Below are 26,100 nucleotides of genomic sequence, written 5' to 3' on the forward strand. Positions count from 1 at the left end.
CGCTGATAACGGATCATCGCTCGCATTTCGGTTGTCACTATAGCATGCGGCGCGAACTATTTCGCTTGTTTTTTCATGATTATGGACGATTCTTAAGTAGGATTCACAAGAATATAAAAGTAAAAAGAATCACTAGACGAGTAACGTTTTAAGCATCACTATTTCGCCGGAACGAAACTGTCGCGCGCCACCAATGACGTCGACAGATACGCATGCTGGCGAATCGTGCGCTTGCCGGAAATGGCGTCGCCCAATGCCAAGGTCGCCACACGCGCAAGCTCGTTCTGATCGATGGAGAAGGTACTCAACGGCGGTGAGGTCAACTGCGAAATCGTCTGATTGTTGATGCTAATCACGCTGATGTCGCGCGGCACCAGCACGCCGACCGCATTGAACGCCTGCAGCACGCCCACCGCAATCACATCGGCGGCGACAATCACGGCATCCGGCAGCACACCATTATGGTCGTGCACGAACCGCTCCCCCAAAGCGCGTCCGTTACTCACCGTGAACAGTCCGTCGGAATACACGAGCCCGTCGGACTGAATGCCGAAACGTCTCGTTTCACGGCGGAAATACGTAGCTCGGTTCTCCTCATCGACCTCATAGAAGTTCATCAGGCAGCCCTTGCCGCCAATAAACCCGACACGCTTCATGCCCTTGGCCGCACACGCCGCAACCGCATCATGTATGGTCTGTTGCAAATCAGGTTGCACGGAATCAAACAGATTCGGCGCCGGATTCACATCAATGAACACGCCATATGGCATGGCTTCATGCAACCGCTCCAAGTCCTTTTCACTAATTCGGTCAGCGCCGATCGCCATGAAGCCGTCGAACTTGGAACTGCACGCAATCATGTCATCAAGGTCGTGGAACACCGTCATTTCCATACGTTGTTGCTCCGCATTGCGTTCGAGCGCTGAACACAAATCGGTGTAATAGGAGTCACGCAACGCTTCGTCAGACTTCTCATTATCAAGCAATGCGACCTCGTGAGGAACGACGATGCGTTTGGTCTGCATGCTGTAGCCGAGATCTTCGCTTGCCTGAATGATCTTACGACGCGTCTCCTCACGCACGGAAAGGGTGGGATCCCCATTCAGAAGTCGAGACACCGTAGCTTGAGAAAACCCGGTACGCTGCGCAATTTCTTTAATCGTCGCCATGTCTCGCTCTCCAATTTAGTAAATCGTTTACCTCATGAAAGGATAACCTATTATTGACATAACGACAAACCAAGCAAGATTCGCGCAACGATTACGCAAGCCAATTATAATCGTTGTTCGTGCAGCAGTCTCATGAACGTATGACGGAACATCCTTCACAGAAGGCAGGCTGGCCGCAGCCGAATACCATGCATGCCAAAGGCAATAAGAAATCCCTTGCTTCAAAATCGCAATTTCAAAGCAAGGGATTTTCCAGAGGATCCATGCCGTTCAAGGCCACCGGCCATAAGGGCGGTATCAGCCGACAGGGCTCGAAGCGCGGCTAGTGTAGCTAGCGTGTGCTCGCATCGCTCCAATTCAGGAGACTATTCGATTATTCGAGTTCTACGGCACCTGTGTAGAGCTGGTAGTACTCGCCCTTCTGTGCGATGAGCTCGTCATGCGAGCCGCGTTCGATGATGCGGCCATGGTCGAGCACCATGATCACGTCGGAATTGCGCACGGTGGACAGGCGGTGTGCGATCACGAACACGGTACGACCCTTCATGAGGTTATCCATACCGGCCTGCACCACTTCCTCGGTACGGGTGTCGATGGACGAAGTGGCCTCGTCGAGGATCATGGCCGGCGGATCGGCCACGGCTGCACGAGCGATGGAGATCAGCTGCCGCTGGCCCTGAGACAGACCGGAACCATCACCTTCGAGCACGGTCTGATAGCCGTTTGGCAGCATGCGGATGAAGCCGTCGGCGTTCGTAAGCTTCGCAGCGGCAATGCATTCCTCGTCGGTGGCGTCGAGTCGACCATAACGGATGTTGTCCATCACCGTGCCTGTGAACAGGTTCACGTCCTGCAGCACCACACCCAGCGAACGACGCAGATCCGGCTTGCGGATGCCTTTGACGGAAATGCCGTCGTACAGAATCATGCCGTCTTGAATGTCATAGAAACGGTTGATCAGGTTGGTCACCGTGGTCTTACCGGCACCCGTGGCACCGACCAATGCGATCTTCTGCCCGGGCTTGGCGAACCAAGTGATGTCATTCAGCACCGGCTTGTTGGGGTTGTAGCCGAAGGTCACGTCGGTGAAGCGCACATCGCCCTGCAGCAGGGTGAGGCGTCCATCCGGCGAAGTGATAGCGGTTTTACGGGCCTTCATCGCTACTTCTGCAGCACGCGGGCTCAAGGACTGCGCGGCCTTGAGCGAACGGGTGCCATCGTCGCCCTCCTCGCGCTTCCACGCCCAGTGACCGGTTTCATGGTCGACTTCGGTCATGGTACGGCCGTCTTCACCGAGTTCCACGTTCACCAAGGTCACGGAACCGCCGTCGTCCTCCGGCCCTTCGTCCATGAGCGCGAAGATGCGGGATGCGCCGGCGAGCGCCATCATCACCATGTTGAACTGCATGGAGACCTGGCCGAGCGGGTTGACGAAGGAGCGGGACAGCGTCAATAGCGAAATCAGCGTACCTAAGGTGAGCGGACCAACTCCGGACAGGCCGAAGTTGCCAAGTCCGCTAATCGCTGCGGCTCCGCCGAAGATGGCGAGCAGAATGTAGAGCAGGTAGCCCATGTTGCCTACGATTGGCATGGTCACGTTGCCCCACGTGTTCGCTTCGGCGGAAGCTTCGAAGAGTTCTTCGTTCTTCTTGTCGAAGGTGGTTTGAGTGGCGTCCTCATGGTTGAAGACCTTGATAACCTTCTGGCCGTTGACCGCTTCTTCTACGAATGCGTTCACATCGCCGATGGCGATCTGCTGCTTGACGAAGTAACGTCCGGAACGGGAAACGACCTTGCGCACCACCACGAACAGGATCACGGTGAATGCGAGCACAAAAATGGTGACGGGCACTGACAGCCACAGCATCGACACGAGCGCCGCAAGCGCGGACACCGCGGACGAGAACATTTGCGGGAACGATTGGCTGATGGCCTGGCGCAATGTGTCGGTGTCGTTGGTGTAGCGGCTCATGATGTCACCGTGTTCGTTGGTGTCGAAGTAACGGATCGGCAGGGTCTGCTGGTGAGCGAACATGTCGTCGCGGATCTTCTTCAAGGTGCCTTGTTCCACGGCAACGATAATCCACTGCCATAGCCAGCTGCAGAAAATGCCGGCCGCATACAGGCATGCCATAAGTGTCAGCGCACGCAGCAACGGCATCCAGTCAGGGTTGGTGGTACCAACCATGGGCAGAATGTAGGTGTCGATCAGCGACTGTAGGAACAGTGACGATCCGGCCTGTGCTGCGGCTCCGACGAGAATGCACATTACTACGAGCGCCACACGCCATTTGTATTGGAAGATGTAGCCGAAAATACGCTTGGTGGTGCCCGGTGCGGCTTTCTGCATTGGTGGCTTTGGCTGTTTGCTGGCCACGTTGTTGTTTTCCTTGGATTTCAATGCGGAAGTTTGTTCAGTCATCTGTTGCCTCCTTTCACTGCAGTTCCTCAGGTTGAGCCTGATTCTTGGTTTGCGATTCGTAGATGGAACGGTATTCGTCGCAGTTTTCGAGCAGTTGTTCATGCGTGCCGGCTGCCATGATGCGGCCGTGGTCCATGACAAGAATCATGTCGGATTCCTGCACAGAGGCCACACGCTGGGCAATGATGATCTTCGTGGTGTCGGGAATCTCATGATGGAATGCGGTACGAATCAGCTGATCGGTTTTGGTGTCGACCGCGGATGTGGAATCGTCGAGGATCAGGATTTTCGGCTTTTTCAGCAACGCACGCGCAATGCACAGACGCTGGCGCTGGCCGCCGGAAACGTTGGTACCGCCCTGTTCGATGTACGTATCGTACTTGTCGGGGAATTCCTGAATGAAGCCGTCAGCCTGCGCAAGCTGGCACGCGTGGCAAATCTCTTCATCAGTGGCGTTTGGATTGCCCCAACGCAGGTTTTCGGCAATGGTTCCGGAGAAGAGCACGTTCTTTTGCAACACCATGGCAACCTGATCACGCAATACTTCCAAATCGTAATCACGCACATCCACGCCGCCGACCTTCAGCGAACCTTCGGTCACGTCATACAAACGTGGCACAAGCTGCACCAGACTGGACTTTGCGGAACCGGTGCCGCCGACGATGCCGATGGTCATGCCGGAACGAATCTTCAAATCAATATCGTCAAGCACCGGCTTTTCAGAAGTGGTGGAATAACGGAAGGTGACATGGTCGAAATCGATCTCGCCATTCTTCACTTCCTTGACGGGATTAGCCGGATTCGTAACCGTGCTTTCCTCGTTCAGCACCTGGCAGATACGTTCGGCGGAAGCCTGCGAAATAATGCACATCACGAAAATCATCGACAGCATCATCATGGCCATAAGGATCTGCATGGCGTAGGTGACCAGTGCGGTCAGATCGCCGGTGGTGAGGCCTAGGGCCGCATTGTTGCCGGACGCCACGATCTGCCGGGCGCCCATCCACGCGATGAGCAGCATGGACACGTACACGCACAGCATCATAAGCGGATTGTTGAAGCTCATAATGCGTTCGGCCTTGGTGAAGTCCTTGAAGATACGCTCGGAAATACGGTTGAACTTTTCGGTTTCGTGGCTTTCGCGATTGTAAGACTTGACCACGCGGATGCCTTGCAGGTTCTCGTCGACCACGTTGTTGAGCTTGTCGTACGTGTGGAACACGCGTTCGAACACCGGGTGCACCAGCACCACCAGGCCACACAAGCCGATGGCGAGCACTGGAATGCAGGCGAGGAACCCCAAAGAGATGGATGGGCTGATGCGGAAGGAGAAGATCCACGCCACAATCACCATGATCGGAGCACGCACACCCATGCGGATGATCATCGAATACGCGTTCTGCAGGTTGGTCACATCAGTGGTCAGTCGTGTGATGATCGAACCGGTGGAGAAACGGTCGATATTGGTGAAGCTGTAGCCTTGCACCTTCTCAAACTGATCGTGACGCAGATTCTTCGCGAATCCGGCACCTGCGATAGCCGAGAACTTTCCAGCCAAAAAGCCGGATGTCAGCGAAACTACCGAGCAAATCAGCAGAATCAAGCCGAATTTCAAAATCGCCGGCATGCTGCCACCGCTGATGCCCTCATCAATCAGCGATGCCATGACAGTCGGAATAAGGATTTCCAGCACGCTTTCCACGGCTACGAATGCCGGGGAAAGCAGACTGGCTTTTTTGTATTCGCGCAGGGATTTGCCCAGTGTGCGAATGACGTGCTGCTTTGGTTTCGGCGCTGCGGACGCCGTCGCGTTTGCCGTTGTCACTACTTGTCCTTTCCTTTTATTTTTACCTATGACGTGTGTTACTTGCGATTGCGCGCAATCGCCATTTCCTGCGATATCCGCAGTACGTGCGAGACGTACTCATCACGAGCATCGCGATTATTCGAGGCATAGTCATCGCATGTTTTTTGCGGAACCTGCGATTCTTGCGGAACTTGCGATTTGCTTGCGTCCTGTTCCTGTATTTCCAAACTTGGATATCGACTTTCGTCTCCGATCAAACCTGTTTTCACCAGATTCGTCTGCATGATGTCGAGCACGTGCATGAATTGGCGGATCTGATCGTCTTCAAGGCCTTCCAGCAGGATTCGTTCCATGTTTTTCGCATTGTCGCGCAAGACTTCGGCGATATGCCTTGATTTGTCCGTCAACACGATTTTTTTCAGTCGTGCGTCGCGTTTCACCGGTTCGCGCGCGATCAGGCCCTTCTGCTCCATCAGCCCCAGCACCCGGCATGATGTGGATCGGGTCACGCCGAAGCGTTGCTCGATGTCTTGAGGAAAGATTTCCTCGTTGTCATGCCGTGCGAGATACACGATGACGTCAACGTTGCCGTTACTGATGTCTTCCGCCGCTTCAGGGCGGGTGACGCGCAGATACCGGTTGACCACGTTGTGCAGCGAGCGAATGGCCACGCTGGGGGGCTTTGCCAAGCCGCTTTCCCAGACTTCGAAGAGTCGCGAGCCATTCGGTTCCTTGTATTGTTCGTTCGTCACTTCTGTCACAGCGTACATAGTAAACCGTTGTATATGCAACTGTTGCACATGCAACAATCGGCGTGTCGCACGTATCCGCTTGCCCTGAAAATCGTCATAAAGCAACAACCCCAGAGCAACCTTCCAACAATGCAAAGGCCGGGAAATCAGGTCCACACCGGTTCAGAGCAACGGACCAGATTCCCCGGCTTAAGCCTTGAATCCCGCGAAACTACTTGGTGAGTTCAGCATATTCGGCAAGCATGTATTCGAAGACCTGCTTGCCATCGGCACCCATCAGCACCGACATGCTGTTGATTGGCATGGAATCGAGGAACAGACGGGTCATGTCATTGTCGGGCACGATCGGCATGCGGCCGGCTTCACCTTCGGCACGCAGCTTCTCGAGCACCTGGGAGCCGAGCGGATCCTTACGCCATTCCATGAAGTTGGACCACTCGGTGAGCGGCTGGGTCTTGCCGTCGCCATCGAGCTCCACTACCGCGGAACCGGCGATGTCACGGCTGGACGTGCCGACTTCGATGGCGTATTCGCCGCTCTCCACGTGCCAGTCGTTGAACTTCTCAGACCAGTAGGCGAAGGCGCGATCGTCAAGATCGAAGGAGACTTCGGCGGATTCGCCGGCTTTGAGGAACACCTTCTTGAAGCCTTTGAGCTCGTGCTTCGGGCGGGCCACGTCAGCCTTGCCAGGAGCCACGTACACCTGCACGGTTTCGGCGGCGTCAACGTTCGAGGTGTTCTTGACCACTGCGCTGACGGTTGCGGTGCAGGCACCGGTCTTGACGGCCTTCACGTCGCTCACTTCGAACGTGGCGTAGCTCAAGCCGAAGCCGAACGGGTAGTCGACGGCCTTGTTGTAGGTGTCGTAATAGCGGTAGCCCACAAACACGCCTTCGCCATAATCGACATGCCCCTCTTCACCCGGCCAGTTGATGGTGCTCGGATCGTCGTTGATGTCGAAGGGAATGGTCTGCGCAAGCTTGCCGGACGGGCTCACCTTGCCGAACAGCACGTCGGCGAGCGCCGGACCGCCGGACTGTCCGAGCAGCCAGGATTCGAGGATGCCCTTGGCGTTCTTGGCCCATGGTGCCACGGTGACGACGGAGCCGTTGGAGAGTACGACCACAACGTTCTTGTTTTCGGCTGCGACAGCTTCGAGCAGTGCGATCTGCTTGGCCGGCATGTCGAGGGTCTCACGGTCGAAGCCTTCGGATTCGGCCGCTTCAGGGAGCCCTAGGAACATGAGCACCACGTCGGCGCCCTTGGCAGCTTCGACGGCTTCGGTTTCGAGTGTTGGATCGGCCGGTTCGAGGTCGAGGGTGAATCCTGGGGCGAACTTGGCATCCACGCCGCGTTCGGCGAGGGCGTCAAGGAAGCTGGTCATCTTGGTTGGGGTGATGTGCGAGGAGCCGCCGCCCTGGTAGCGCGGGGTGCGTGCGAATTCGCCGATGACGGTGACCTTGGCATCGCCAGCGACTGGCAGAATGGCATCATCGTTCTTGAGGAGCACCATGGATTCGACGGCGGCCTGATGTGCGACCTCATCGTGGGCTTCGATGTCGAAACGATAGTTTTCGACGCTCATGGCTGCGCGGGTCTTGTTGACCAAGTCGATCATGCCTTGCGCCATACGGTCAAGCCATGCCGGCTGGATGCGGCCGTCGCGTGCGGCGTAGACGATCTGGTCGTCGGTGTAGCTTGGCGGCATTTCGAGGTTGAGGCCCGCATTGAGGGAGGCCACGCGGTCGTGGTCGGCGCCCCAGTCGCTCATAACGATACCTTGGAAGCCCCATTCGTCGCGCAGCACGTCGGTGAGCAGCCAGCGATCCTGGGCGGCATGCACGCCGTTGATGCAGTTGTATGCGCACATGATGGTCCACGGCTGGGCTTCCTTGACGATGTGTTCGAATGCCGGGAAGTAGATTTCGCGCAGCGCACGCTGGGAGATGTTGGCGCTGACGCGCAGACGGTCGGTCTCCTGGTTGTTGGCGGCGAAATGTTTGAGCGAAGTGCCCACGCCCTTAGACTGCACGCCTGCGACGATGCCAATGGCCTCATGGCCCGCCAGATACGGGTCTTCGGACCAGTATTCGAAGCAGCGGCCGCCAAGCGGGTTGCGCTTGATGTTCACGCCGGGACCGAGGATTACGGCAACCTTCTCCTGAATGCATTCTTCGGCCATGGCTTCGCCGACCTTGTGAATGAGCTCCGGATTCCACGAGCTGGACAGGCCCGCAGCAGGAGGGAAGCAGGTGGCGGGCACGGAGTCGTTCAGATCGACTTCGCCGGTGGTAGCCGAGTTGGACTTGCGCAGGCCGTGGGGACCGTCGGTAATCATATAGCCGGGAATGCCCTTGGCTTCAACTCCCTGCAGATGCCAAGCGTCGCCGCCGGAAGTCAGGGATGCCTTCTCCTCAAGCGTCAGGTCATTGACGGAAGGATAGGTTTTTTCGCTCATGCGTTCCTCTTTCGCATCGTTCTCTTGAGTTCGTATCGGTTAACCGGCTTGTGGAATCTCAACCCCGAAATCTTTACTAACCGGTCGGTAAGTACTTTATCAAAAACAACATCGCAACACACCAATCATCTTTGAAAAATCAGTTAACCGACCGTAAAGTAACTGCAGTATTTACAACCTGAGAGAAATGGCGATTCATAAGCATTGCAGCGCACATGAATCGACATCAATGAAAGGCAAGAAAGGGAATCATCATGGCCAACGAAGAAGTCGACCGAAGAGCGGAGATTCTCAATGCGGCCGTCGAACTGTTTGGAACGCTCGGCTATTACGGCACTTCCCTGCAGAAAATCGCCGATCGCGTAGGACTCACCAAGGCTGGCGTGCTGCATTATGTCGGCAGTAAGGAAGGACTGCTCACAGCCGCGCTGGACGAAGTCTACGATTCCGAAACGGAAGACATTCTTACCGACATAGTACGTGAGCCACGCCCGTTGATCGCCGACATGTGGCGCAGAATCGTGGCGGTGAACGCACGCAGACCGATTCAGGTGCACATGTTTTCCACGTTGAGCGCCGAAGCGATCGACCCGAACCACCCCGCACACGAGTATTTCGCCAAACGCGAGCTGCATAATGCCGATACGGCACTCAACATCCGTTGGCAAGTGCCCGAAGGTGTCGATACGCGTCGACTGCTTAATGCGGGATTCGCTATGATGGACGGCGTGCAGCTGCGTTGGCTGCGCACGCCCGGCCAGGATCTGAACTCCATGTGGGCGGAATGCGAAGATGCCCTGTTCCCCCTGCCCATGTGGGAGGGCTACCGCTGACCCCCCTATCCTGAAACAAATACTTGTCCACTCATACAAGTCCAGATTCCTCCAGCCACTGGAGAAATCATCCCGCCAGAAGCCCTTCCAACAGGCAAAAACCTCCAGTCACTGGAACAATCACCCCGCCAAGAACGTCATCAGCATCCCAAAACCTCCAGTGACTGGAAGAATCCAGACTCCAAAACCCACCCTAACTGACCAGTTTCTTCCATTCACTGGAAGAAACACCCCGCTTAGAACCTCACCAGCGTCCCAAAACCTCCAGCCACTGGAAGAAATGGTCACGTCTGGAGGCAGCTGTTGTAGCCTAAACTTGGGAAGACGTAAAGGAGGCATGTATGCGGATCTTGCTGGCACCGGACTCGTTCAAAGAGGCCGCTTCGGCTGAAGCAATCGCGCAGGCGATGGCTCGCGGCGTTATGTATGGTAACCCGCAGGCAGAATGCCGGCTTTTACCGCTTTCCGACGGCGGAGAGGGATTGACGCAAGCGTTGGTTCACGCCACCGGTGGCACATTACGCGATGTCGAGACGGTTGATGCGATCGGCCGCCCGATTACCGCACAATATGGCTTTCTTGGCAATAACCACGCTTCTTGTACTCTCCGTACCGCCGTGGTCGAATTGGCTTCAGCAAGCGGACTTGAGCGGGTCTCCCCCGCCGACCGCAATGCGCTGACCGCTTCCACATTCGGCACTGGCTTGCTGATTAGTGCGGCGATTGATGCCGGCGCGGATCGCATCGTGCTTGGATTGGGCGGTAGCGCCACCACGGATGGCGGTACCGGATTGGCACGCGCGCTTGGGTTTCGTTTTCTCGATTCGACAGACCACGCTATTCCGCTTGGCGGCGGCGTTCTCGCTGATTTGGCGAAGATTGACGATTCGGAAGTCCCCGATTCCGTGAAGAACATTCCAATTATTCTTGCCTGCGATGTCACCAATCCGTTGACTGGCTCCGAAGGCGCCGCCCATGTATTCGCCCCGCAGAAAGGCGCGACCACAACACAGGTCGAACGCCTCGATCAAGGGCTTGCGAATCTCGCACACGCGATCATGCAATACAATGGCCGCGATATTGAGCGCATTCCCGGTACAGGCGCCGCGGGCGGTACCGGCGGCGGGATGCTCGGCCTGTTCAATACAACAGTGCGGCCGGGAATCGAACTTGTGCTCGATCTTGCGCATGGTCGAGAAGCATGCGCATGGGCCGACGTCATCATCACCGGCGAAGGTTCCATCGACAGTCAGACACCGTACGGCAAAGTGCCGAGTGGCATTGCGAAACTGGCGCAATCGCAAGGAAAACCAACTATTGCCATTGGCGGAACGGTAACCCGCGATCCACACACCATCGAAGCGTTGAACGAGACCGGCATCGTCGCAACGTTCGGCATTGCGCCCTGGCCGGCGGATCTTGCGACGCTGATCGCCAACACGGAACGCAATGTCGAGATTACGTGTGCCGCAATCGCCGGCACACTGCGCGTTGCTTCGGCTACTGCAGTAACTGCAGCTACTGCACCTTGCGAATCAGCATGATGAACACCGTGCCCAGTAGCACCGCAACCACAGCGATCGGGAACAAAGCCGTATAACCGCCAGTGGCAAGCACAATCGCGCCGGCAAGCTGCTGTATGGCGTTCATCACCGCGGAACAGTCGGCTTCATTGACGATGGCAGCTAGTTCAACGTATGCGTCTGATCAGGCACCAACATGAATCCGGAAGCGTCCATAAACAGTGCGTATGCCACGGCGATGACCCATTCATGTGAGCCGCCCACGATCGGCATTTCGTAGTCGGCTCACATCAGATTAGCGTGTCGATTATTGGGCTCTGCGACACGGCTTATTTCGTTTCGCTCTTACGCGACGGTGAAGGTGGTACGCTTCAAGTGTTCGCGACGGCTGGAATGGCCGATAAGCACTTCGAACTCGCCCGGTTCGACGATTCGGTTGGCTTCAGAATCGACGATGGTGCAATCGGAAACCGGAATGTCGAAGGCAACAATCTTGCTTTCGCCTGGTTCGAGTTTCACACGCTGGAATGCCTTGAGTTCACGATCAGTCCAGCTGTAGGAAGTCACGATGTCGCCGATGTAGAGCTGCACTACTTCCATGCCCTTGCGATCGCCCGTATTGGTGAGGGTGATTTCGGCATGCACGGTGTCGGTTTCGGTGAATATGCCGGATTCCGGAACGTTGGTGATGGTCGGATCTCCGTATTCGAACGTGGTGTAGCTCAGACCCTCGCCGAATGCGAATGCCGGATTCTGCGTAAGGTCGGCGTAACGGTTGCCGTGCTGTCCGCGAATCTGGTTGTAATAGACCGGCAGCTGGCCTGCATGACGTGGGAAGGTGATCGGCAGGCGTCCGCTCGGCTCGGTTTCGCCGAGGATGATTTCGGCGATGGCCTGGCCGCCCTTCATGCCCGGGCTTGGAGCCCACAGCAGAGCCGAAGTGCCTTCGGCCGGTGTTTCGTCAACAATCACACCGTTGGTACCGATCACGGATGCCGGCAGTACCTGCGGCTTGGAGCTGACGAGCACCACCACGAACGGCTTGCCGGTTTCGCGAGCCACGTTCGACAGCGCGTCGATCAGTGCATTCTGGCCGCCGAGCAGTTCAAGCGTAGCGGTGGAGCAGCCTTCACCAATGGCTTGAATCACATCACCCACCACAGCCACGATCAGGTCGCTTTGGCGAGCGTTTTCCACGGCTTCATCGAGCAGTGCGCGGTCGAGCTTGGCGGAAACGCCGATCTTCGGGCGAGGCTGGCCATCCGGGTAGAACTCGCCTTCCGGATCAGGCACCAAATCCACGATATTGGCACCGCGGGAGTACACGACCTCGCAGCCTTCCGGAGAGAGCTGCTTGAAGCCATCAAGCACGGTGGTGATCATCTCGCGCGGGTGGCCGTCAGGCATCCAGTTGATCTGACCGGAGCTGCCCGCCCAGTCGCCCAGCTGGGTCTGGGCGTCATCGGCGAGCGGACCAACGACCGCGATACGCTTCGCACCGGCCACGTTGAACGGCAGTGAACCGTCGTTCTTCAGCAATGCCACGGCTTCGCGAGCCACTTCAAGGTTGAGCTGCTGATGCTCTTCGGAACCGATCACTGCATCAATACGCTTCTGGTCGGGCAAGCGTGGATCTTCGAACAGTCCAAGACGGAACTTCAGTGCGAGAATACGAGCCACGGCGGCATCGATCAACGATTCGTCAAGCAGACCGGTCTTCACGGCTTCGATCGCACCCTCGTAGAACTTTGGCGTGGTCATCACCAAGTCGTTGCCGGACTTGACCGCATCGGCAGCAGCCTGCACATAGTCAGGCTTGACCTTCTGCTCCCACACGGAACGGCCGACGTTGTCCCAGTCGGTGATGAGCGTGCCCTGATAGTTCCAAGCGCCACGCAGTTTGTCGGAAAGCAGCCACTTGTTGAAGGTGACCGGCACGCCTTCGATGGATTCGTAGCCGAGCATGAAGGTGCCACAGCCTTCCTTGGCTACGCGTTCGAATGGCGGCAGGAACCAAGATTCCAGCTTGCGGTGGCTCAGGTCGGCTTCGGAAGCGTCACGCCCTCCCTGTGTTTCGGAATAGCCTGCGAAATGCTTGGCGCATGCGAGGATCGCATCTTTGGCGAGCGGCTCGCCCGCCTTGGCTCCACCTTGATAGCCCTTGACAATGGACGATGCCATTTCGCCAATCAGGTACGGATCTTCGCCAAAGGTTTCGTCCACGCGGCCCCAACGGGTGTCTCGCGCGATGCACAGCACCGGGGAGAACGTCCAATGCACGCCGGTGGTTGACACTTCCTCGGCGGTGGCACGGCCTGCGGCCTGTACCTTTTCGGAATCCCATGTGGTTGCCATGCCTAGCTGTTCCGGGAAAATGGTGGCTCCCGGCCAGAAGGAATAGCCGTGAATGCAGTCGTCGCCGATCACCAGCGGAATGCCGAGACGGGTTTTGGCGTTCACCGTTTCCACGGCTTTCGGCAGATCGGACGGCGAGGTGTGCAGAATGGAACCAACGTGCTTGTTGACGATCAGATCGTCCAAATCGCCGCTTCGCGCGTCAAGCTGCATCATCTGTCCGACTTTTTCCTCAAGGGTCATGCGACCAAGCAGATCGTCGATGCGTTCCTCAGTGGGAAGTTCCGGATTTTTATAGGGCAGATTTACCGTATTTTCAGTGGTTTCGGCCATGGATTGCTCACTTTCTTCATTGAAGCGACTTCCTTTAATTACCAATTGGTAGTTTAGTATATCATATACACATCCGCAACTCGACATAACCCCGTCAACGCAAAAGGCGAGAGACCATCAGACCCTCACCTTTTCGCACGCGCATGCAATGCCAATCTCAACAAGTATTCAAAATCAACGATATGCATCCCACAACGGAGATGGAAACAGCATGTTTTCCATCTGAGCCCACTCTTTGCATAAATCAACTTCAGGCTCGCGCAACCACCATAATTGCACACCATCCATGATTTCCATGGCCTTACGCACCACCGGTCGCATACTCGACTTCCATGAACCCAATTGCGGAGGAACCAGCCAAGGATATTGCGAATAGTTCTCCCAAATATCGTCCATACGAGCCGTGAATTCATCATGCAACGGATGTTCAGGATTCAACGATTCCGCAGAAAGCACGGTAAACCTTGAAACAGACACCCCCAAGTACGCCAAAACCAAGCGTCACTATATGTGGACGCAGCAATGAACAATTCCCCTATGACAACTAGCATGGGGAGACATTATTTGTAAAGCATAAAAGAAGGTCCATTCAAATGGAGAAGCCGAACGATATTAAAAGAGACTCCATATCAGTGAATTACTTTTTGAATACTGCTGCGTACAGCGGTCTCTTCTCCCTTCTTTCGGTTATTCTCACCGGCCAAGTTTCTGCGGCGTCATCGCTATATGTTGGGCTGGCGCTCGGAATTTTATCTCTTTTTTCTAGAGGCAGTACTGTTTTTATAGGTAGCCTGATTGAGCGTTTCTCAACGGTATCCCTCACCGAGACCGGTTTCGGATTCATGGTTTTTTCACTTTTGCTGCTACAACCGGCAATGGGTGGTTTTATCGGCTTCCTTTTTGCGGATTTGGCTTTGCTGGGACTCGGTCTTTCATTGGTTAATTTTGCCCTACGAGGGCATATCATCGCTACAGTAAAGGATAAAAAAATTCAGGCTTCTTTGTTTGCTTTAGTGACCATGGCAGCCAATCTTGGATCCGCGATTGGACCTCTGGGTTCGAATTACATATATAAGGCTTTCGGACAAACGCTCTTTATTGCAATCATCGTCGGACTCTATGCTTTTTCTGCTTTACTAGCTCCAATAGCGCTGACTCATCATGTCTTCATACGCAATGAGAAAAGCGGCGAGGAAAACACTTCCTCCATCGTGAAGACCATTACAGACTCGCTGAAAAGTCCCGGTACGGTTCTTGCCATCCTGGCGGTGTTCGTGGGCAGTATCATGAATGGTCAGCTTTTTGCCGGAATGGCATTGGAATTCCACTCGTTATCCGATAGTCCAGTCATAAGAGGATTGTTCTATTCCATTGATGCCATATCGGTCATAGCACTGCAAATGCCGGTAAGTAAGATCATCTCGCGCAATATGACCAAAGAACATAATGCCACCTCATTCATAGTCAAAAGCCTGGGGATTTATGGAATTTCCTTCGCACTATTCGCCTGCGGAGTCTCGTCGTACTGGTGGATATGCATCATTTCCTTGGTTGTGTTCTCCATTGCAGAATGCATCTATGCGCCATTAATCAATATTGCTCTGGTAGAGGCACAGCCAGATAAGCCTTTGGTGGACATTCTGAACTATCGGCTGATAATTGCAGCCATTGGTGAATCGGCAGGCTCATTCCTTGGCGGTTGGATCGTTCCGGCACTACGTCCTGCAGGATTGACGGCTTGGTATTGGTGTGCACTGGCGTTAGTGGGAATAATGCCTGCAGTCGTCACTAATCAAATTAGAAAACGTGGACAAAGAATCATTCGTCATTGAAAGAAAAAGTCTTGGTGAGTACACCGGAAGGGGAATGACATGAAAGTATTATTGCTGCAACAGCCCAAATCTTTCTCAAATTATCCTAAATGGATTGAGGAAATCCAAGAACGTTTCGATTGTTTAGAAGTTATGGTCTTCACCTCGAACGATCGAGCCGCACACCATAGTTGGCCGAGCTCCGTCATCAAGGAAATCGAGGTTTCCGATTATTCCTCTGATAGCGCTACCGCAAAATTCTTTGATATTGTCAGGAAATTTAAACCAGATAGGATAGTTTCCAGCTCAGAGGAAGACGTACTGAGGGTTGCAGAGGCGAGAAGTTTATTTGGAATTCCCGGTTTACAGCATGAACTGGCGTTAAGCTGTCGAGATAAAGTCACGATGAAACAATCGGCCCTTGATGCCGGATTAAAGATTATTCCCTATACCACCTGCCAAGGCTTTGGAGATATTATTTCGGCGTTCGATCGTTGGGAGACGGTTGTTCTCAAACCTCGATGGGGCGCAGGGTCTGCAGGCATTACGATATTGCATTCGAAAGATGACCTGCCCGCTTTAGCTACCAAGCCGGAATTCATACGAAACGTGCATTCAAACCAGTATTACTTAGAGGAATATTGTTCCGGTTCCGTCTACCATGTGGATGTAGTCTATATCAATTCCGGTTCGATTCTGATCTCACCATCACGGTATCTTGTCCCGCCACTGGATTTCGAGAAACAAAACACCGGTTCCGTGATGTTGGATGAGAACGGTGCCGACTATTCCGAGCTGCTCCGACTGACAAAGCAATTAATTGCATCTTTCAACGATCAGACGATTCCGAATGTGATGCATATCGAATTCTATAAGAATGAAACCGGTGATTTCGTATTCGGGGAAATGGCGGCACGCAGAGGAGGCGGTCTCATCAAGCAGGAGCTGGCAGCCGCCTATGGCATAGACCAAAGCAAGGCCAACTTCCTATTGGAACTTGGTCTTGTCGATGCGGATGCGAATATTACGCGATCATCTCAGTATGGCATACTGCTGGAAACCGCTGGATTGAACTGGCCAAAGGAAAAAGAAATCCCGGATTGGGCGGTTTTGGAATCTGTGGGCAAGAAAAAAGGTATCGCTCATAACTCTGTTGATTCTGACAGGAAATTTCTTATTTCCGGCAAGAATGAATCTGAGATTATTCAACGTTCTAATTATCTTATAAATAGTCAATATAATGAGTAAAATTAACTTTTTACAGAGGGACAATTGTAACTAATTCTGCAGCAGGTTCTATATATGACGAATTATTATGTAGAATTGGTAATTCTACTGAATCTAGACTCTTCCGTAAAATAATGATACTAGTATCGCTAGGGATGTTGGGAGCCAGCATTGGCGTCTATACGGGAAGCGCAGCAGGTAGTCTGACTGCATCAAAATGGTCGACATCTCAAGAAACCAGCATGTCTCTTTCAGCAAACTTTTCAGGCACTACCACAATAGAAGATAAGCAAAATGAGGGTGGCCGTCAGGTCACCCCCGAACGTATGCGGAACACACATAAAATCAGCGGCATGCATCCCAGAGGGGCGCGGGAAACAGCAGATTCTCCATTTCGGACCATTCCTCACACAAGTCCACTTCCGGTTCGCGCAGCCACCACAGCTGAATGCCATCCATGATTTCCATGGCTTTGCGCACCACTGGCCGCATGCTGCCGGCCCATGCGCCCAATTGCGGCGGAACCACCCACGGGTATTTCGAGTAGTGTTCCCAGATGTCCTCCATGCGTCCCATGAATTCGTCATGCAATGGGTGATCCGGGTTCAGGGATTCCGCCGCCAGCACGGTGAACAGCTGCACCATCATGCGGCGGCGCGAGTTGTGTTTCACCAGGTAGCGCAGATACGCGGGAAAATGCGGCGCAGACGGGTCGCTGCCCGGCATGCCCGAAGAGAAGAAGTCCTCCGGCGTGCCGGTCTGCCCGTAATATTCGTCATATACCAGCGCCAGCATTTTGTCTTTGTTGTCGACGTATCGCAACACGCCTTGTTTGGAGATGCCGACCCTGTCGGCCACGTCCTGGATAGAAATGCCATTGAACCCACGCTCACTGATCAGCTGAACCGCAGCATCCAGCACTTCCTCACGCCGCTCCTGCGGTGATTTTCGGATACGTTTCGAAGTCTCTTCCTCTGCCATGATTCCGAGTCTAATGCACCTTGCGTCGATTGCCGTTGATTGACTGCCTATGGCACGTCATCGTGAGAGGTATCCGCCCGAATCCATCCATGACGCCATACGCGAGTCAGATCCCACGCCTCAAGATTGCCGCCGTTGCGAGGATCCCGCGGCGGTTTCCCTTCGCCACTACCCGGTTTCGCGGAGCGCGCAAGCTGGTAGCTCCAATAGATCTGCCCCGCCGACACGTCCCATGCCGCGCGTTGCAATCGTGACACTTGGCGGTATGCAGCCGATCGGTTTTGGCTGTGTAGGGCCCACCGATTCTCCACGCACCACTCGCCCACCAGCACGGGAATACGACGGGCCGCCGAACGGATGGCGATGCTACTCGCGCCCACCAGCATCCGGTACAGCCATGGCAGTCGCCGCGATCGCAGGTACAGCCGGCGTGCCGGTCCCGAAAACAGCTGATCCTCCATCGCTATGAGATACTGATGGGTGTCGAGCATGACGTTGCACATGCCAGCACGACGAAACCAACCGCCCCAGCGGAGTAGTCGGAAACCGTCATGGAATACGATCACGGTTTCCGGACGTAGCACGGCGCGCAACCGGGCGTAAGCGTCGCGGTAGAAGCGCTTCAGAAACCGCAGTGAGACATACGCGCTACCGGAAGCCTCCTGAGAGTCTTTCGCCGTGTTCGACGTGCTATGGAACACTGACCAGCTCACTGGTTCGTTGAGTACTTCGATGCTGTGCAGGGCCGGTTCGTCGCGGTATCGGCGAGCCAATCGCTCCAGCACGTTCAGCGTGTACTCCACCAAGTCCGTATTCTGTGCCCATTTGCACACACCCGTCAGACCGCCGTTGTCGAAACCGTTCTGCGATTCGGGAACGGTATGCAGGTCAATCATAATCTTCAATCCCGTCTCCCGCGCCCAACGGAACGCGCGGTCGAGGTACGTAATGCAGCCCGGATGCCCGGGCCAGTCGCCGAAGATGAAATACGGTATGGGAATGCGTACGAGGTTGATTCCGTGACCGACGATAATACGGAAATCCTCCAGGGTGACGTAGGTTTCGCGGTGCCGGCGCAGTTCCTCGGCTAGATTCCGTTCGGACCAGAGGGATACGTGCGTGCGGTGCATCCAGATTTCATCGTCTTCGGCGCTGCGGGTGAACGGTTTCGGATCCATCCATTTCTCCAGCACCAGCCAGTTGCCGAGGTTCACGCCGTCGATTCGCTCGTCGATGCCTAGCACCATGCGTCTCACCGCCCTTACGTTCGGGGGTTGCCCGACTTTTCGCTTCCGCCCATCACAACCCATGGCAAAACCCATTCGGCCCAATGGGCCAAGGAACCGCGCGTCATTCGCAACGTTCCTTGGTCCATTGTATGTGCCCCGCGAGCGGCCACGCGGCCGCTCGGAATCGGATCACGGCCGGATCAGGGTCGTTGAATGATCGTGGTGGCCGGCCGGGCGGGATCAGTCGACGGGCTTCGTCTCATCCGCCTCGTAGTCGAAGAAGTCGAAGTCGGCAGTCTTCTCGTGCAGCGAAGCGTCGGTAACGACAATACCAACCATCGTGCCAGTGAATTCGCCAGCAAGCAAAGACACCGCAAAAGCAAAAAGGCGTTTGCCTGCGGCGACCGGTAACCGATCACCATAGGCAAACGCCCCGCAACACAACACCGGCTTGCGAAGATGGCAGGAAGAGAAAGGAAACCCGCCATCCGGCATTCAACAAACCGTTGCCACAACCAAGCCGACGCGTTACGCACACATTCGCATCAGCCAGGCAGCTCCCGTCAGTCCAGCACAAACGTGTTGAACGAACGCGGAGCAAGCGTCACCTTGATACCGCGATCGGCATTGCAAGGATCGGCAAATTCAAACGGACGCTCCTCTTCGAGAGCGTTCTGGGCCACCACCACAATGGTGCCATCCGGATTACGGAACGCAATAGCCATCGAATTGAAATGACCCGTAGTGCCAAGCACATGCGCACCCGGCTTGACGAAATGCGAGAAATGACGCATCACATAATATTCCGGATTACGGCGAACCTCATGCGTATCCGCAGTAATGGTGAACAGTGAATTCTGCCACCACCCCCACGTAGAATCCTGATCGTCAAGAATCATATTCCAATAAGTGTAAGCAGTCGCGCCATTACGCAAATAATGGTTGATCAAGTGGAAAATATACTCCGCATATTCCCACGTATTATCACCCATACCGCATTCGGATTCAGACTGAATCAGCTCGATTTCAGGCCAGGATTCATGCGTACGCGCAATACAGTTCTGGCCGGCCCACTGGTAAGCGATGCCCCTGATGTACTTGCGAGCGCCATCGTCGAACAGAATATTGTCGACAAAACGGTTGTAATTATTCAGCTTCATGCCGTAGCCGCCGGTCCACGCCATATCTTCCGGACCATTCAGCGTACCCAGCCAAATATCGGTGTCAAGACCAGCTTCGTCAAAAGCAGGTCCAAGATAATCGCGGATGAACACCTTGAGCGCTTCGGCATCCCACAATGCACTCGGGAACTTCTGATCGGCAAACACCTCATTCTGCACATGCAGCTGATTCACGGTAATGCCATGCTCGGCATAAGCTTGAATGTACTTGACGAAATACTTCGCATATGCCTTAAGATTCTCAGGAGTCTGCACCAAACGACCATAGTTATAAGCCTTCGGACGCTTCATCCATGTCGGCGGGCTCCACGGGCTGGAGAACAGTTGCATGTTCGGCTGCCATTCCTGCGCGCGGTGGATGTATGGGATCAGGGTCTGCTCATCATGCTCGACGGAGAAATGCTCCATCTCATAATCGCCGTCGGTCTCGTTATAGCTATACCAATGATCGGCGAAATCATTGGCACCGACCGGCGCACGATTGAAGGTGAAGTTCATCTCATCCGGGCTGAACAGTTCCTTGATGATCTGGTCACGTTCCTCTTCAGTAACCGTCTGCAGAGGAAGCCAGCCAAGCTCGTTGAAGCAGCCGCCGAAGCCACGCAATGCCTGATATTCATTGCCATCAAGCTGCAGATCGGAAGCGGAAGTGGCATGCGTGGATTCAATTTCGGATGATTTGTCGGCAAGCTTGTTGTCTTGCGTTGTCGCGATCCAAGTAGTCATGGAAAGTCCTTAGTATTGTCGTTGATTCTTTGGATTTATATTTATTCGTTTTTTGAGTTGTTTTTATCTGATTATTGGGATTTAGTTATCGATATTTAGTTTTTGAGATTGAATTATCGGCAACGCAATTTCATTTCAGTAAGTGCAAAAACCGCAGGATGCCACGATAATCTATTCGCGACACGCTCCAGGCCGCTCTAGCCAAGTCTTTACGGTCTTAAACAGATTATCGCGGCATCCTGCTCGTAACGCTATGACGTTACGTTTGCACTGTTATTTAGTTTTGCATTGTTGTTCAGTTTTGGAAAAACTTCCTATTCCCTCTCCCCCTCTCCCCTCTCGAAATTGAAGGGAGGGGGGTGGGGTTACTTGACCTTCTTGATGGCCATGATGAAGAAGCAGCCGATGATGGCCAAGGCGATGGCGGTCGGGAAGGCGAAGTTGTAGCCGAGGGACACCACGATGGTGGACATGATGACCGGGCCGCACATCTGACCAAGGGTGGTGCCCATGTTCAGAATGCCCAGATCCTTGCCAGCCTCTTCCTTGTTCGGCAGCACATCAACGAGCAGAGCCTGATCGACCGCGGAGTAGACAGCGTAGCCGAGGCCAGCGATGCCAGCGAACAGGTACATGCCCAGGGTGGACGGGATCAGCCACGGCATGGCGATACCGATAGCGAAGAGCACGGAAGCCACGACAACCGGAACCTTACGACGGCCGATGAGATCGGAAACCGGGCCGGAGATGAAGGAGCCGACCAGAGACATGACCATCATGATCATGGAAACGACAGACACGGTGACAGCGGATTCCTTGACGGACTGACCAATGTAGTTCTGGATGATGTAGAGCTGATAGACGTTGATCATCTGGTAGCTCATGATCATGCAGAAACGGCCGGCGAAAGCCTTGTAGAAGTCGTGGGCGCCAGCGAACTTCGGCGGACGGAAGGATACGAGGACATCCTTGAAGGAGCCCTCTTCCTTCGGCAGGAAGTCAGCGGACTGTTCCTTCGGCAGGATGATCACGGCGACGATGCCGCCGAGGAACATGAGCACGCCTGCGACAGCGAAGCCGGCAGTCAAGTTTTCGATGAAGAATGCGCCGATCATGGTACCGATCGGAGCACCGATGGTGGAGCCTGCACCATAGAAGGCGGACATGGTGCCACGAATGCCGGATGGCACACGGTCAGACAGCACGGCGACCAGCGGGGCGATCATGCAGTTGAGGCCGAACATGCAGGCGCAGTAGAAGATGGTGAGCAGCACCGCGTTGTGTGTGGTGCCGGTCAGGAACAGGGTGACGCCACCAAGCACCGCACCGAAAACGATCCACGGAGTACGACGACCGAACCTGGAGCGGGAACGATCGGAGAAGTTGCCGAACATCAGGTTGGCAACCAGGGATGCCACCGCGGTGAACGCATTGACGATGCCAACGAGAGCATCCGGATCGGCGCCTTCGATGGTCTTGTAGTGCATCGGCAGAAGCACGGCGGAGACGATGCCGAGACCCGACATCCACAACACGCCGAACAGCAGGAAGCCTGCGCCGAAACGGATGGTGTTGACCCTACTCAGTGGCTTGCCGGTTTCAGGAGACAGCTGCGGATCCTTGTCTGCAGCGGCGATGTTGGCGTTATAACGCACCAAACGCTCCTCTTTGCTTGCGATTGCTTCACTCATGAAACCCTCTCCTTCGATTCATGTTTCAGTAGTGTTTTCTGTAATATTCCTGTTTTCCGATAGGGCTTCTCTGCCCAGCCAGCTAACTACCATTTGGTAACTAGCCGGTTTTCATCATAGATGCCCTTTCGGAAGAACGCAAGTCAGACGCGAATTTTTCCGACGGCAGCGCTTTTCAAATAGCAATCCACAACGATTCGTCCCATACAGCAACTTTAGTTTTTATTACTTAGTAACTGTTTAGTTAAAGCATATTACAATCTCTTGTATCTGTCATTTTCCGGCGTGTCCCAACGTTTCCAACACACTTCCTCTCCCCCCTCTTGTAACTTAATAAGCACAAGAAAGGAGAACGCATGCGTCGTCGTACCGAAAGCAAAACCAAGAAACGAATGAGCGCAGAAGACCGCAAGGAAGCGATTCTCGAAACCACGGTCTCTTTCATCTCACAATTCGGATTCTGGGGATTTACCATTCGCGACGTGGCACAAGCTCAGAACATCACCGAAGCAGGCCTCCTTTACTACTTCAAATCCAAAGAACAACTCCTTGAAGCGACACTCAAATACGCCGATCGCACTAACCAAATCGCCATTGCAGAGCATCTTGGCGTCGAAGGCGTGACCGGTGAAGTCTTGCAGGACGGCATCGCATACCATTGCGATCTCGGACTCAAGGCCATCTCCACGGGAACCGTGGAAACCAACGCAGGCCGACCCGAAATGGTTCGCCTCTACACCCTGCTCGAAAGCGAGGCCCTAAGCAAAGACCATCCGGTGCACGAGTATTTCGAACAGCGCGAAATCAATCTGCTGAAGGAATACACGTTCGCAGCCAAACGAGATGGCGTTGCCAATCCGGAACGCACCGCACTGCAAGTGCTATCCGCCATGGAAGGCTTGCAATTGCGGTGGCTCAACGGATCTCACGATATCGATTTCGTTGGAGAATGGAAGGCCCTGATCGGTCTTCTCATTCCCTAAACGTTCTCTTCTCGAGTTCTCTTCTCGAGTTCTCTTATCGCAGATTTCAGCCGGCGATCACCGCAACATTCCAGCGGCCGATCGTCAACAGATCACCCTGCTTGACGGCTGCACCTTCCTTCAGTACGACTTCAGCATTTGCAACCTCATCAACACTGCCGTCGGTGGCGATGACGACCGGAGCGACCACTACTTCACCCTCAATCGGGCTTGCAACAGTAACTTCGTCGGCGGAATAGTTGAGCAGATACGTCACGTTCTCGCCGCGGGCATTCACACCCTGGCGAACCGCGACCTGTCCCGCGAGCGCGGTTCCAGCGCCCTCGACGCCGGCATGCTCCACGGCCTCTCGCATAACCGCACGAATGGAATCGGCGTCAAGCAGTGTGGCGACCCACTCGGCATCGCCCTTGCCGAATGCGTGACGGGTGACTGCGGCGTAATCCTTCCAAGCGTAGTGTCTATAGGATGCGAGCACCTCAGTATCGGCGTCGGCGTTCAACAGTTCGATCAGCGACTGAGCATCAGTGGACGCGGTTTCGGCGAGCGCACCTGCGAATTCCACGGAAACGTGGCCGCTTGGGCGGGTGAACTGGTTGTACGTCATGCCGAACACGTCGGTGAGATTGTGCGGCGCGCGGTCGTGCCATACGGTCACCTCGTCGTCGGTCACGAAGGAGCGCATGGTGGAGACGAGGTGTCCGCCGTTGGAGACGAATTCACGCAGGCGATCGGTCGTTTCCTGCGGAGCACAGTACAGCGCCGGGGTCACAATCATCTCGTATGAGGCCAAACGCTCGGCGGGAGCGTCGGAGGGGATGAAATCGCATTCCACGTTGAGCTCGAACAGCGCGTCGTAGACATTGCGCACCACGTCGTTGTATTTGAGGGTGCCGCCGAATGGGAAGCCGGCTTCGATGAGGAACCAGTCGAGCGCGGTCAGCGATTCGTTGCTGACCATGATGGCTACTTTGTTGTGCTTCTTCAGGTGGACGAGCCGCTCCCCCACTTCCGGTTTGGCGATCTCGCGACCGAATACGCCGGCTTCGCGGTACGTGGGGTTCGGTTCGAGGTCGTGGCTCAGCAGGCCCTTCCAATATGTTTCAAAGGAATTATGGATGGAGTGCCAGTGCCAGTATTCCACCATGTCGGCGCCGGAAGCGAGGTGGGAGTAGGCCTGCAGGCGCAGCTGGCCGGGGAATGGCACCCAGCCGTGCTGGCCTTGGGCCTCGGTTTCGAGCACCAGGTAGTTCTGGCCGTTCTTGGTGGAGCGGGTCATGTCGCCGCCGAAGGCGATCTCCTTGCCGGTCAGGTCGTCTTCGGTCGGGTGGTAGATGTCCACGCCGGTGATGTCCACTGCGGTCGCGGCCTTGAAGTGGTCGACGGCCGGCTGCACGCCGTAGGAGTATCCGCGCCATTCGAAATCGAAGTTGTGGGTGATGAACTGGTCGTCATGCGCGTATTCGCGCACGATGTCGGCCTGCCACTGCAGGAAGGCGCGCACCTGATCACGGCGGAACTTGTCGAATTCGCCGCCCAGGGACTCGTTGATGGTGGCGGTCACGTCCGGGAAGTCCTCCCAGGAGTCGATGCGGTTGGACCAGTAGTCGAGGCCGAAGTGGTGGTTGAGCTCGTTCAGATCGCCGTGGAACTTCTCGCGCAGATACTTGACGAACAGACGCTGCATGTCGTTGGACACGGAATCGTAGTACTTGGTTTCATTATCGACCTGGTAGCCGATCACCGCCGGATGGTCGGCAACGTGGGAGATCAGCTTGCGGATCACGCGCTCACCGTAGAAACGGTAGGTAGCGTTGACGATGTCCATGATCTGGCGGGCGCCGTACTTGCCTTCGCCGTTCGGGGTGACCGCGAGCACGCTCGGATCGATCTTGACGAGCCAGCTCGGCACCGCGTAGGTTGGAGTGCCGACGATGACGTCGATACCGACACGCTGTGCCGCGTCGAGAGCACGATCCACATAGGTGAAGTCGAACGCACCCGGCTGCGGTTCGCAGGTACTCCATGTGGATTCGGCAATACGGATAACGTTCAGTCCCGACTCCTTCATCATCCTCATGTCTTCATCGACACGGTCGATGCCTTTCATCATGAGGTATTCGTCGTAATATGCGGCACCGAAAAGAATGTGATCTGCCTCGTAACGACCCATGGATCTCCCATCGTCTTCATTGACTTGTTACTGGTTACTACTTATTTCTGCTGTTTCTGCATCTAAAGCTGTTCTATATTGCCTGCGATATCTCCGGGATACATCCTTAGAACATCCGTATCTAACAGCCATTAGATATAAGAAATCTAAATCTTCTCGATTCAGTTGTCAAGAAACGCAAAATTTCAGGCGTGTCTTACCTAACAACCATTAGATATAACATTTTCCCATGTTCTAAAGCTCAACTAATCGTAATAAAAAACCAATCAATCACCGCAATCCATACAAAACGCTATCCCAGCGGGCAAATTCCTCCAGCCGCTGGAGCAATTTTCCCGCGAACACGCCTCCTAAACGTCCCGATCCCTCCAGTCACTGGAGGAATCCTCTCTCCCAAAGCCTCCCCAGCGACCCAAAACATCCAGTCACTGGAGGAAACAGGACAA

The 26,100-nt window shown here is 54.8% G+C and carries 20 protein-coding genes; 6 read left to right on the plus strand and 14 right to left on the minus strand.

Features of this window, described 5'->3' with window-relative positions; translation table 11 throughout:
* Positions 1-158: 158 nt before the first annotated feature.
* Positions 159-1,169 carry a LacI family DNA-binding transcriptional regulator gene (locus BBKW_RS07515; RefSeq protein ID WP_033500433.1) on the minus strand — a complete coding sequence of 337 codons (1,011 nt, stop codon included), beginning with the start codon at positions 1,167-1,169 and terminating at the stop codon, positions 159-161.
* Positions 1,170-1,288: 119 nt separating this feature from the next.
* Between BBKW_RS07515 and BBKW_RS07520 the strand changes: the two genes are divergently transcribed.
* The gene (locus BBKW_RS07520) at positions 1,289-1,495 is read left to right on the plus strand and encodes a hypothetical protein (protein ID WP_231858468.1); all 207 of its coding nucleotides are present in this window, start codon (positions 1,289-1,291) and stop codon (positions 1,493-1,495) included.
* 47 nt (positions 1,496-1,542) lie between these two features.
* Here BBKW_RS07520 and BBKW_RS07525 read toward each other — a convergent pair whose 3' ends face one another.
* The 4 genes from BBKW_RS07525 to BBKW_RS07540 all read right to left on the minus strand — a co-directional run bounded on the left by BBKW_RS07525 (position 1,543) and on the right by BBKW_RS07540 (position 8,608).
* Positions 1,543-3,591 carry an ABC transporter ATP-binding protein gene (locus BBKW_RS07525; protein WP_048349533.1) on the minus strand — a complete coding sequence of 683 codons (2,049 nt, stop codon included), beginning with the start codon at positions 3,589-3,591 and terminating at the stop codon, positions 1,543-1,545.
* A gap of 13 nt (positions 3,592-3,604) precedes the next feature.
* The gene (locus BBKW_RS07530; protein ID WP_033500432.1) at positions 3,605-5,416 is read right to left on the minus strand and encodes an ABC transporter ATP-binding protein; all 1,812 of its coding nucleotides are present in this window, start codon (positions 5,414-5,416) and stop codon (positions 3,605-3,607) included.
* Positions 5,417-5,454: 38 nt separating this feature from the next.
* Positions 5,455-6,168, minus strand: coding sequence for a MarR family winged helix-turn-helix transcriptional regulator (locus BBKW_RS07535; RefSeq protein WP_231858469.1), 714 nt, complete (start codon positions 6,166-6,168; stop codon positions 5,455-5,457).
* Between the two features lie 193 nt (positions 6,169-6,361).
* Entirely contained in the window at positions 6,362-8,608 is a 2,247-nt protein-coding gene (locus BBKW_RS07540) for an exo-alpha-(1->6)-L-arabinopyranosidase (protein ID WP_033500431.1), read from the minus strand.
* 254 nt (positions 8,609-8,862) lie between these two features.
* Here BBKW_RS07540 and BBKW_RS07545 point away from each other — a divergent pair, with 254 nt between their 5' ends.
* A complete protein-coding gene (locus BBKW_RS07545) occupies positions 8,863-9,441 on the plus strand; it encodes a TetR/AcrR family transcriptional regulator (protein ID WP_033500430.1) in 579 nt (192 codons plus the stop codon).
* A gap of 341 nt (positions 9,442-9,782) precedes the next feature.
* On the plus strand, positions 9,783-10,985 hold the full coding sequence (locus BBKW_RS07550) for a glycerate kinase family protein (RefSeq protein ID WP_033500429.1): 1,203 nt from the start codon (positions 9,783-9,785) through the stop codon (positions 10,983-10,985).
* On the opposite strand, the gene BBKW_RS11140 is transcribed toward BBKW_RS07550, so the two are convergent.
* The 3 genes from BBKW_RS11140 to BBKW_RS07565 form a co-directional block, all read right to left on the minus strand.
* Entirely contained in the window at positions 10,960-11,094 is a 135-nt protein-coding gene (locus BBKW_RS11140) for a hypothetical protein (RefSeq protein WP_269446973.1), read from the minus strand. The genes BBKW_RS07550 and BBKW_RS11140 overlap by 26 nt on opposite strands.
* A 215-nt stretch (positions 11,095-11,309) precedes the next feature.
* A complete protein-coding gene (locus BBKW_RS07560; protein ID WP_128832348.1) occupies positions 11,310-13,652 on the minus strand; it encodes a glycoside hydrolase family 3 N-terminal domain-containing protein in 2,343 nt (780 codons plus the stop codon).
* A 174-nt stretch (positions 13,653-13,826) separates the two neighbouring features.
* Complete coding sequence (locus BBKW_RS07565; RefSeq protein WP_048349534.1) at positions 13,827-14,108, minus strand: hypothetical protein; 282 nt, start codon at positions 14,106-14,108, stop codon at positions 13,827-13,829.
* A gap of 137 nt (positions 14,109-14,245) precedes the next feature.
* Here BBKW_RS07565 and BBKW_RS07570 point away from each other — a divergent pair, with 137 nt between their 5' ends.
* Positions 14,246-15,484 carry an MFS transporter gene (locus tag BBKW_RS07570; protein WP_033500426.1) on the plus strand — a complete coding sequence of 413 codons (1,239 nt, stop codon included), beginning with the start codon at positions 14,246-14,248 and terminating at the stop codon, positions 15,482-15,484.
* A gap of 39 nt (positions 15,485-15,523) precedes the next feature.
* Positions 15,524-16,711 (plus strand): ATP-grasp domain-containing protein, encoded by a 1,188-nt coding sequence (locus tag BBKW_RS07575; protein ID WP_011743524.1) that lies wholly within the window; start codon positions 15,524-15,526, stop codon positions 16,709-16,711.
* A gap of 324 nt (positions 16,712-17,035) precedes the next feature.
* On the opposite strand, the gene BBKW_RS07580 is transcribed toward BBKW_RS07575, so the two are convergent.
* From BBKW_RS07580 to BBKW_RS07600, 5 genes are all read right to left on the minus strand, one after another.
* Positions 17,036-17,671 carry a TetR/AcrR family transcriptional regulator gene (locus BBKW_RS07580; protein WP_033500425.1) on the minus strand — a complete coding sequence of 212 codons (636 nt, stop codon included), beginning with the start codon at positions 17,669-17,671 and terminating at the stop codon, positions 17,036-17,038.
* Between the two features lie 47 nt (positions 17,672-17,718).
* Positions 17,719-18,918: a glycoside hydrolase family 5 protein gene (locus BBKW_RS07585; RefSeq protein ID WP_033500424.1), complete on the minus strand. Its 1,200-nt coding sequence runs from the start codon at positions 18,916-18,918 to the stop codon at positions 17,719-17,721.
* Positions 18,919-19,140: 222 nt separating this feature from the next.
* Positions 19,141-19,395: a beta-xylosidase family glycoside hydrolase gene (locus BBKW_RS11020; protein ID WP_033500423.1), complete on the minus strand. Its 255-nt coding sequence runs from the start codon at positions 19,393-19,395 to the stop codon at positions 19,141-19,143.
* Between the two features lie 68 nt (positions 19,396-19,463).
* Positions 19,464-20,807, minus strand: a complete 1,344-nt coding sequence (locus BBKW_RS07595) for a glycoside hydrolase family 30 protein (RefSeq protein WP_033500422.1) — start codon at positions 20,805-20,807, stop codon at positions 19,464-19,466.
* Between the two features lie 365 nt (positions 20,808-21,172).
* Positions 21,173-22,498: an MFS transporter gene (locus tag BBKW_RS07600; protein WP_033500421.1), complete on the minus strand. Its 1,326-nt coding sequence runs from the start codon at positions 22,496-22,498 to the stop codon at positions 21,173-21,175.
* A 356-nt stretch (positions 22,499-22,854) separates the two neighbouring features.
* Here BBKW_RS07600 and BBKW_RS07605 point away from each other — a divergent pair, with 356 nt between their 5' ends.
* Positions 22,855-23,481, plus strand: coding sequence for a TetR/AcrR family transcriptional regulator (locus tag BBKW_RS07605; RefSeq protein ID WP_033500420.1), 627 nt, complete (start codon positions 22,855-22,857; stop codon positions 23,479-23,481).
* Between the two features lie 46 nt (positions 23,482-23,527).
* Here BBKW_RS07605 and BBKW_RS07610 read toward each other — a convergent pair whose 3' ends face one another.
* The gene (locus BBKW_RS07610; RefSeq protein WP_033500419.1) at positions 23,528-25,654 is read right to left on the minus strand and encodes a beta-galactosidase; all 2,127 of its coding nucleotides are present in this window, start codon (positions 25,652-25,654) and stop codon (positions 23,528-23,530) included.
* Positions 25,655-26,100 lie beyond the last annotated feature (446 nt).

The organism is Bifidobacterium catenulatum subsp. kashiwanohense JCM 15439 = DSM 21854 (genome assembly GCF_001042615.1).
In the GTDB taxonomy this organism is placed as follows: Bacteria; Actinomycetota; Actinomycetes; order Actinomycetales; family Bifidobacteriaceae; genus Bifidobacterium; species Bifidobacterium catenulatum.

Excerpts from the sequence above, each read along its gene's own strand:
- BBKW_RS07515 (WP_033500433.1), bottom strand. The coding sequence starts at position 1,169 with ATGGCGACGATTAAAGAAATTGCGCAGCGTACCGGGTTTTCTCAAGCT.
- BBKW_RS07525 (WP_048349533.1), bottom strand. The coding sequence starts at position 3,591 with ATGACTGAACAAACTTCCGCATTGAAATCCAAGGAAAACAACAACGTG.
- BBKW_RS07535 (WP_231858469.1), bottom strand. The coding sequence starts at position 6,168 with ATGTACGCTGTGACAGAAGTGACGAACGAACAATACAAGGAACCGAAT.
- BBKW_RS07540 (WP_033500431.1), bottom strand. The coding sequence starts at position 8,608 with ATGAGCGAAAAAACCTATCCTTCCGTCAATGACCTGACGCTTGAGGAG.
- BBKW_RS07545 (WP_033500430.1), top strand. The coding sequence starts at position 8,863 with ATGGCCAACGAAGAAGTCGACCGAAGAGCGGAGATTCTCAATGCGGCC.
- BBKW_RS07550 (WP_033500429.1), top strand. The coding sequence starts at position 9,783 with ATGCGGATCTTGCTGGCACCGGACTCGTTCAAAGAGGCCGCTTCGGCT.
- BBKW_RS07560 (WP_128832348.1), bottom strand. The coding sequence starts at position 13,652 with ATGGCCGAAACCACTGAAAATACGGTAAATCTGCCCTATAAAAATCCG.
- BBKW_RS07570 (WP_033500426.1), top strand. The coding sequence starts at position 14,246 with ATGGAGAAGCCGAACGATATTAAAAGAGACTCCATATCAGTGAATTAC.
- BBKW_RS07575 (WP_011743524.1), top strand. The coding sequence starts at position 15,524 with ATGAAAGTATTATTGCTGCAACAGCCCAAATCTTTCTCAAATTATCCT.
- BBKW_RS07580 (WP_033500425.1), bottom strand. The coding sequence starts at position 17,671 with ATGGCAGAGGAAGAGACTTCGAAACGTATCCGAAAATCACCGCAGGAG.
- BBKW_RS07585 (WP_033500424.1), bottom strand. The coding sequence starts at position 18,918 with ATGGTGCTAGGCATCGACGAGCGAATCGACGGCGTGAACCTCGGCAAC.
- BBKW_RS11020 (WP_033500423.1), bottom strand. The coding sequence starts at position 19,395 with ATGCCGGATGGCGGGTTTCCTTTCTCTTCCTGCCATCTTCGCAAGCCG.
- BBKW_RS07595 (WP_033500422.1), bottom strand. The coding sequence starts at position 20,807 with ATGACTACTTGGATCGCGACAACGCAAGACAACAAGCTTGCCGACAAA.
- BBKW_RS07600 (WP_033500421.1), bottom strand. The coding sequence starts at position 22,498 with ATGAGTGAAGCAATCGCAAGCAAAGAGGAGCGTTTGGTGCGTTATAAC.
- BBKW_RS07605 (WP_033500420.1), top strand. The coding sequence starts at position 22,855 with ATGCGTCGTCGTACCGAAAGCAAAACCAAGAAACGAATGAGCGCAGAA.
- BBKW_RS07610 (WP_033500419.1), bottom strand. The coding sequence starts at position 25,654 with ATGGGTCGTTACGAGGCAGATCACATTCTTTTCGGTGCCGCATATTAC.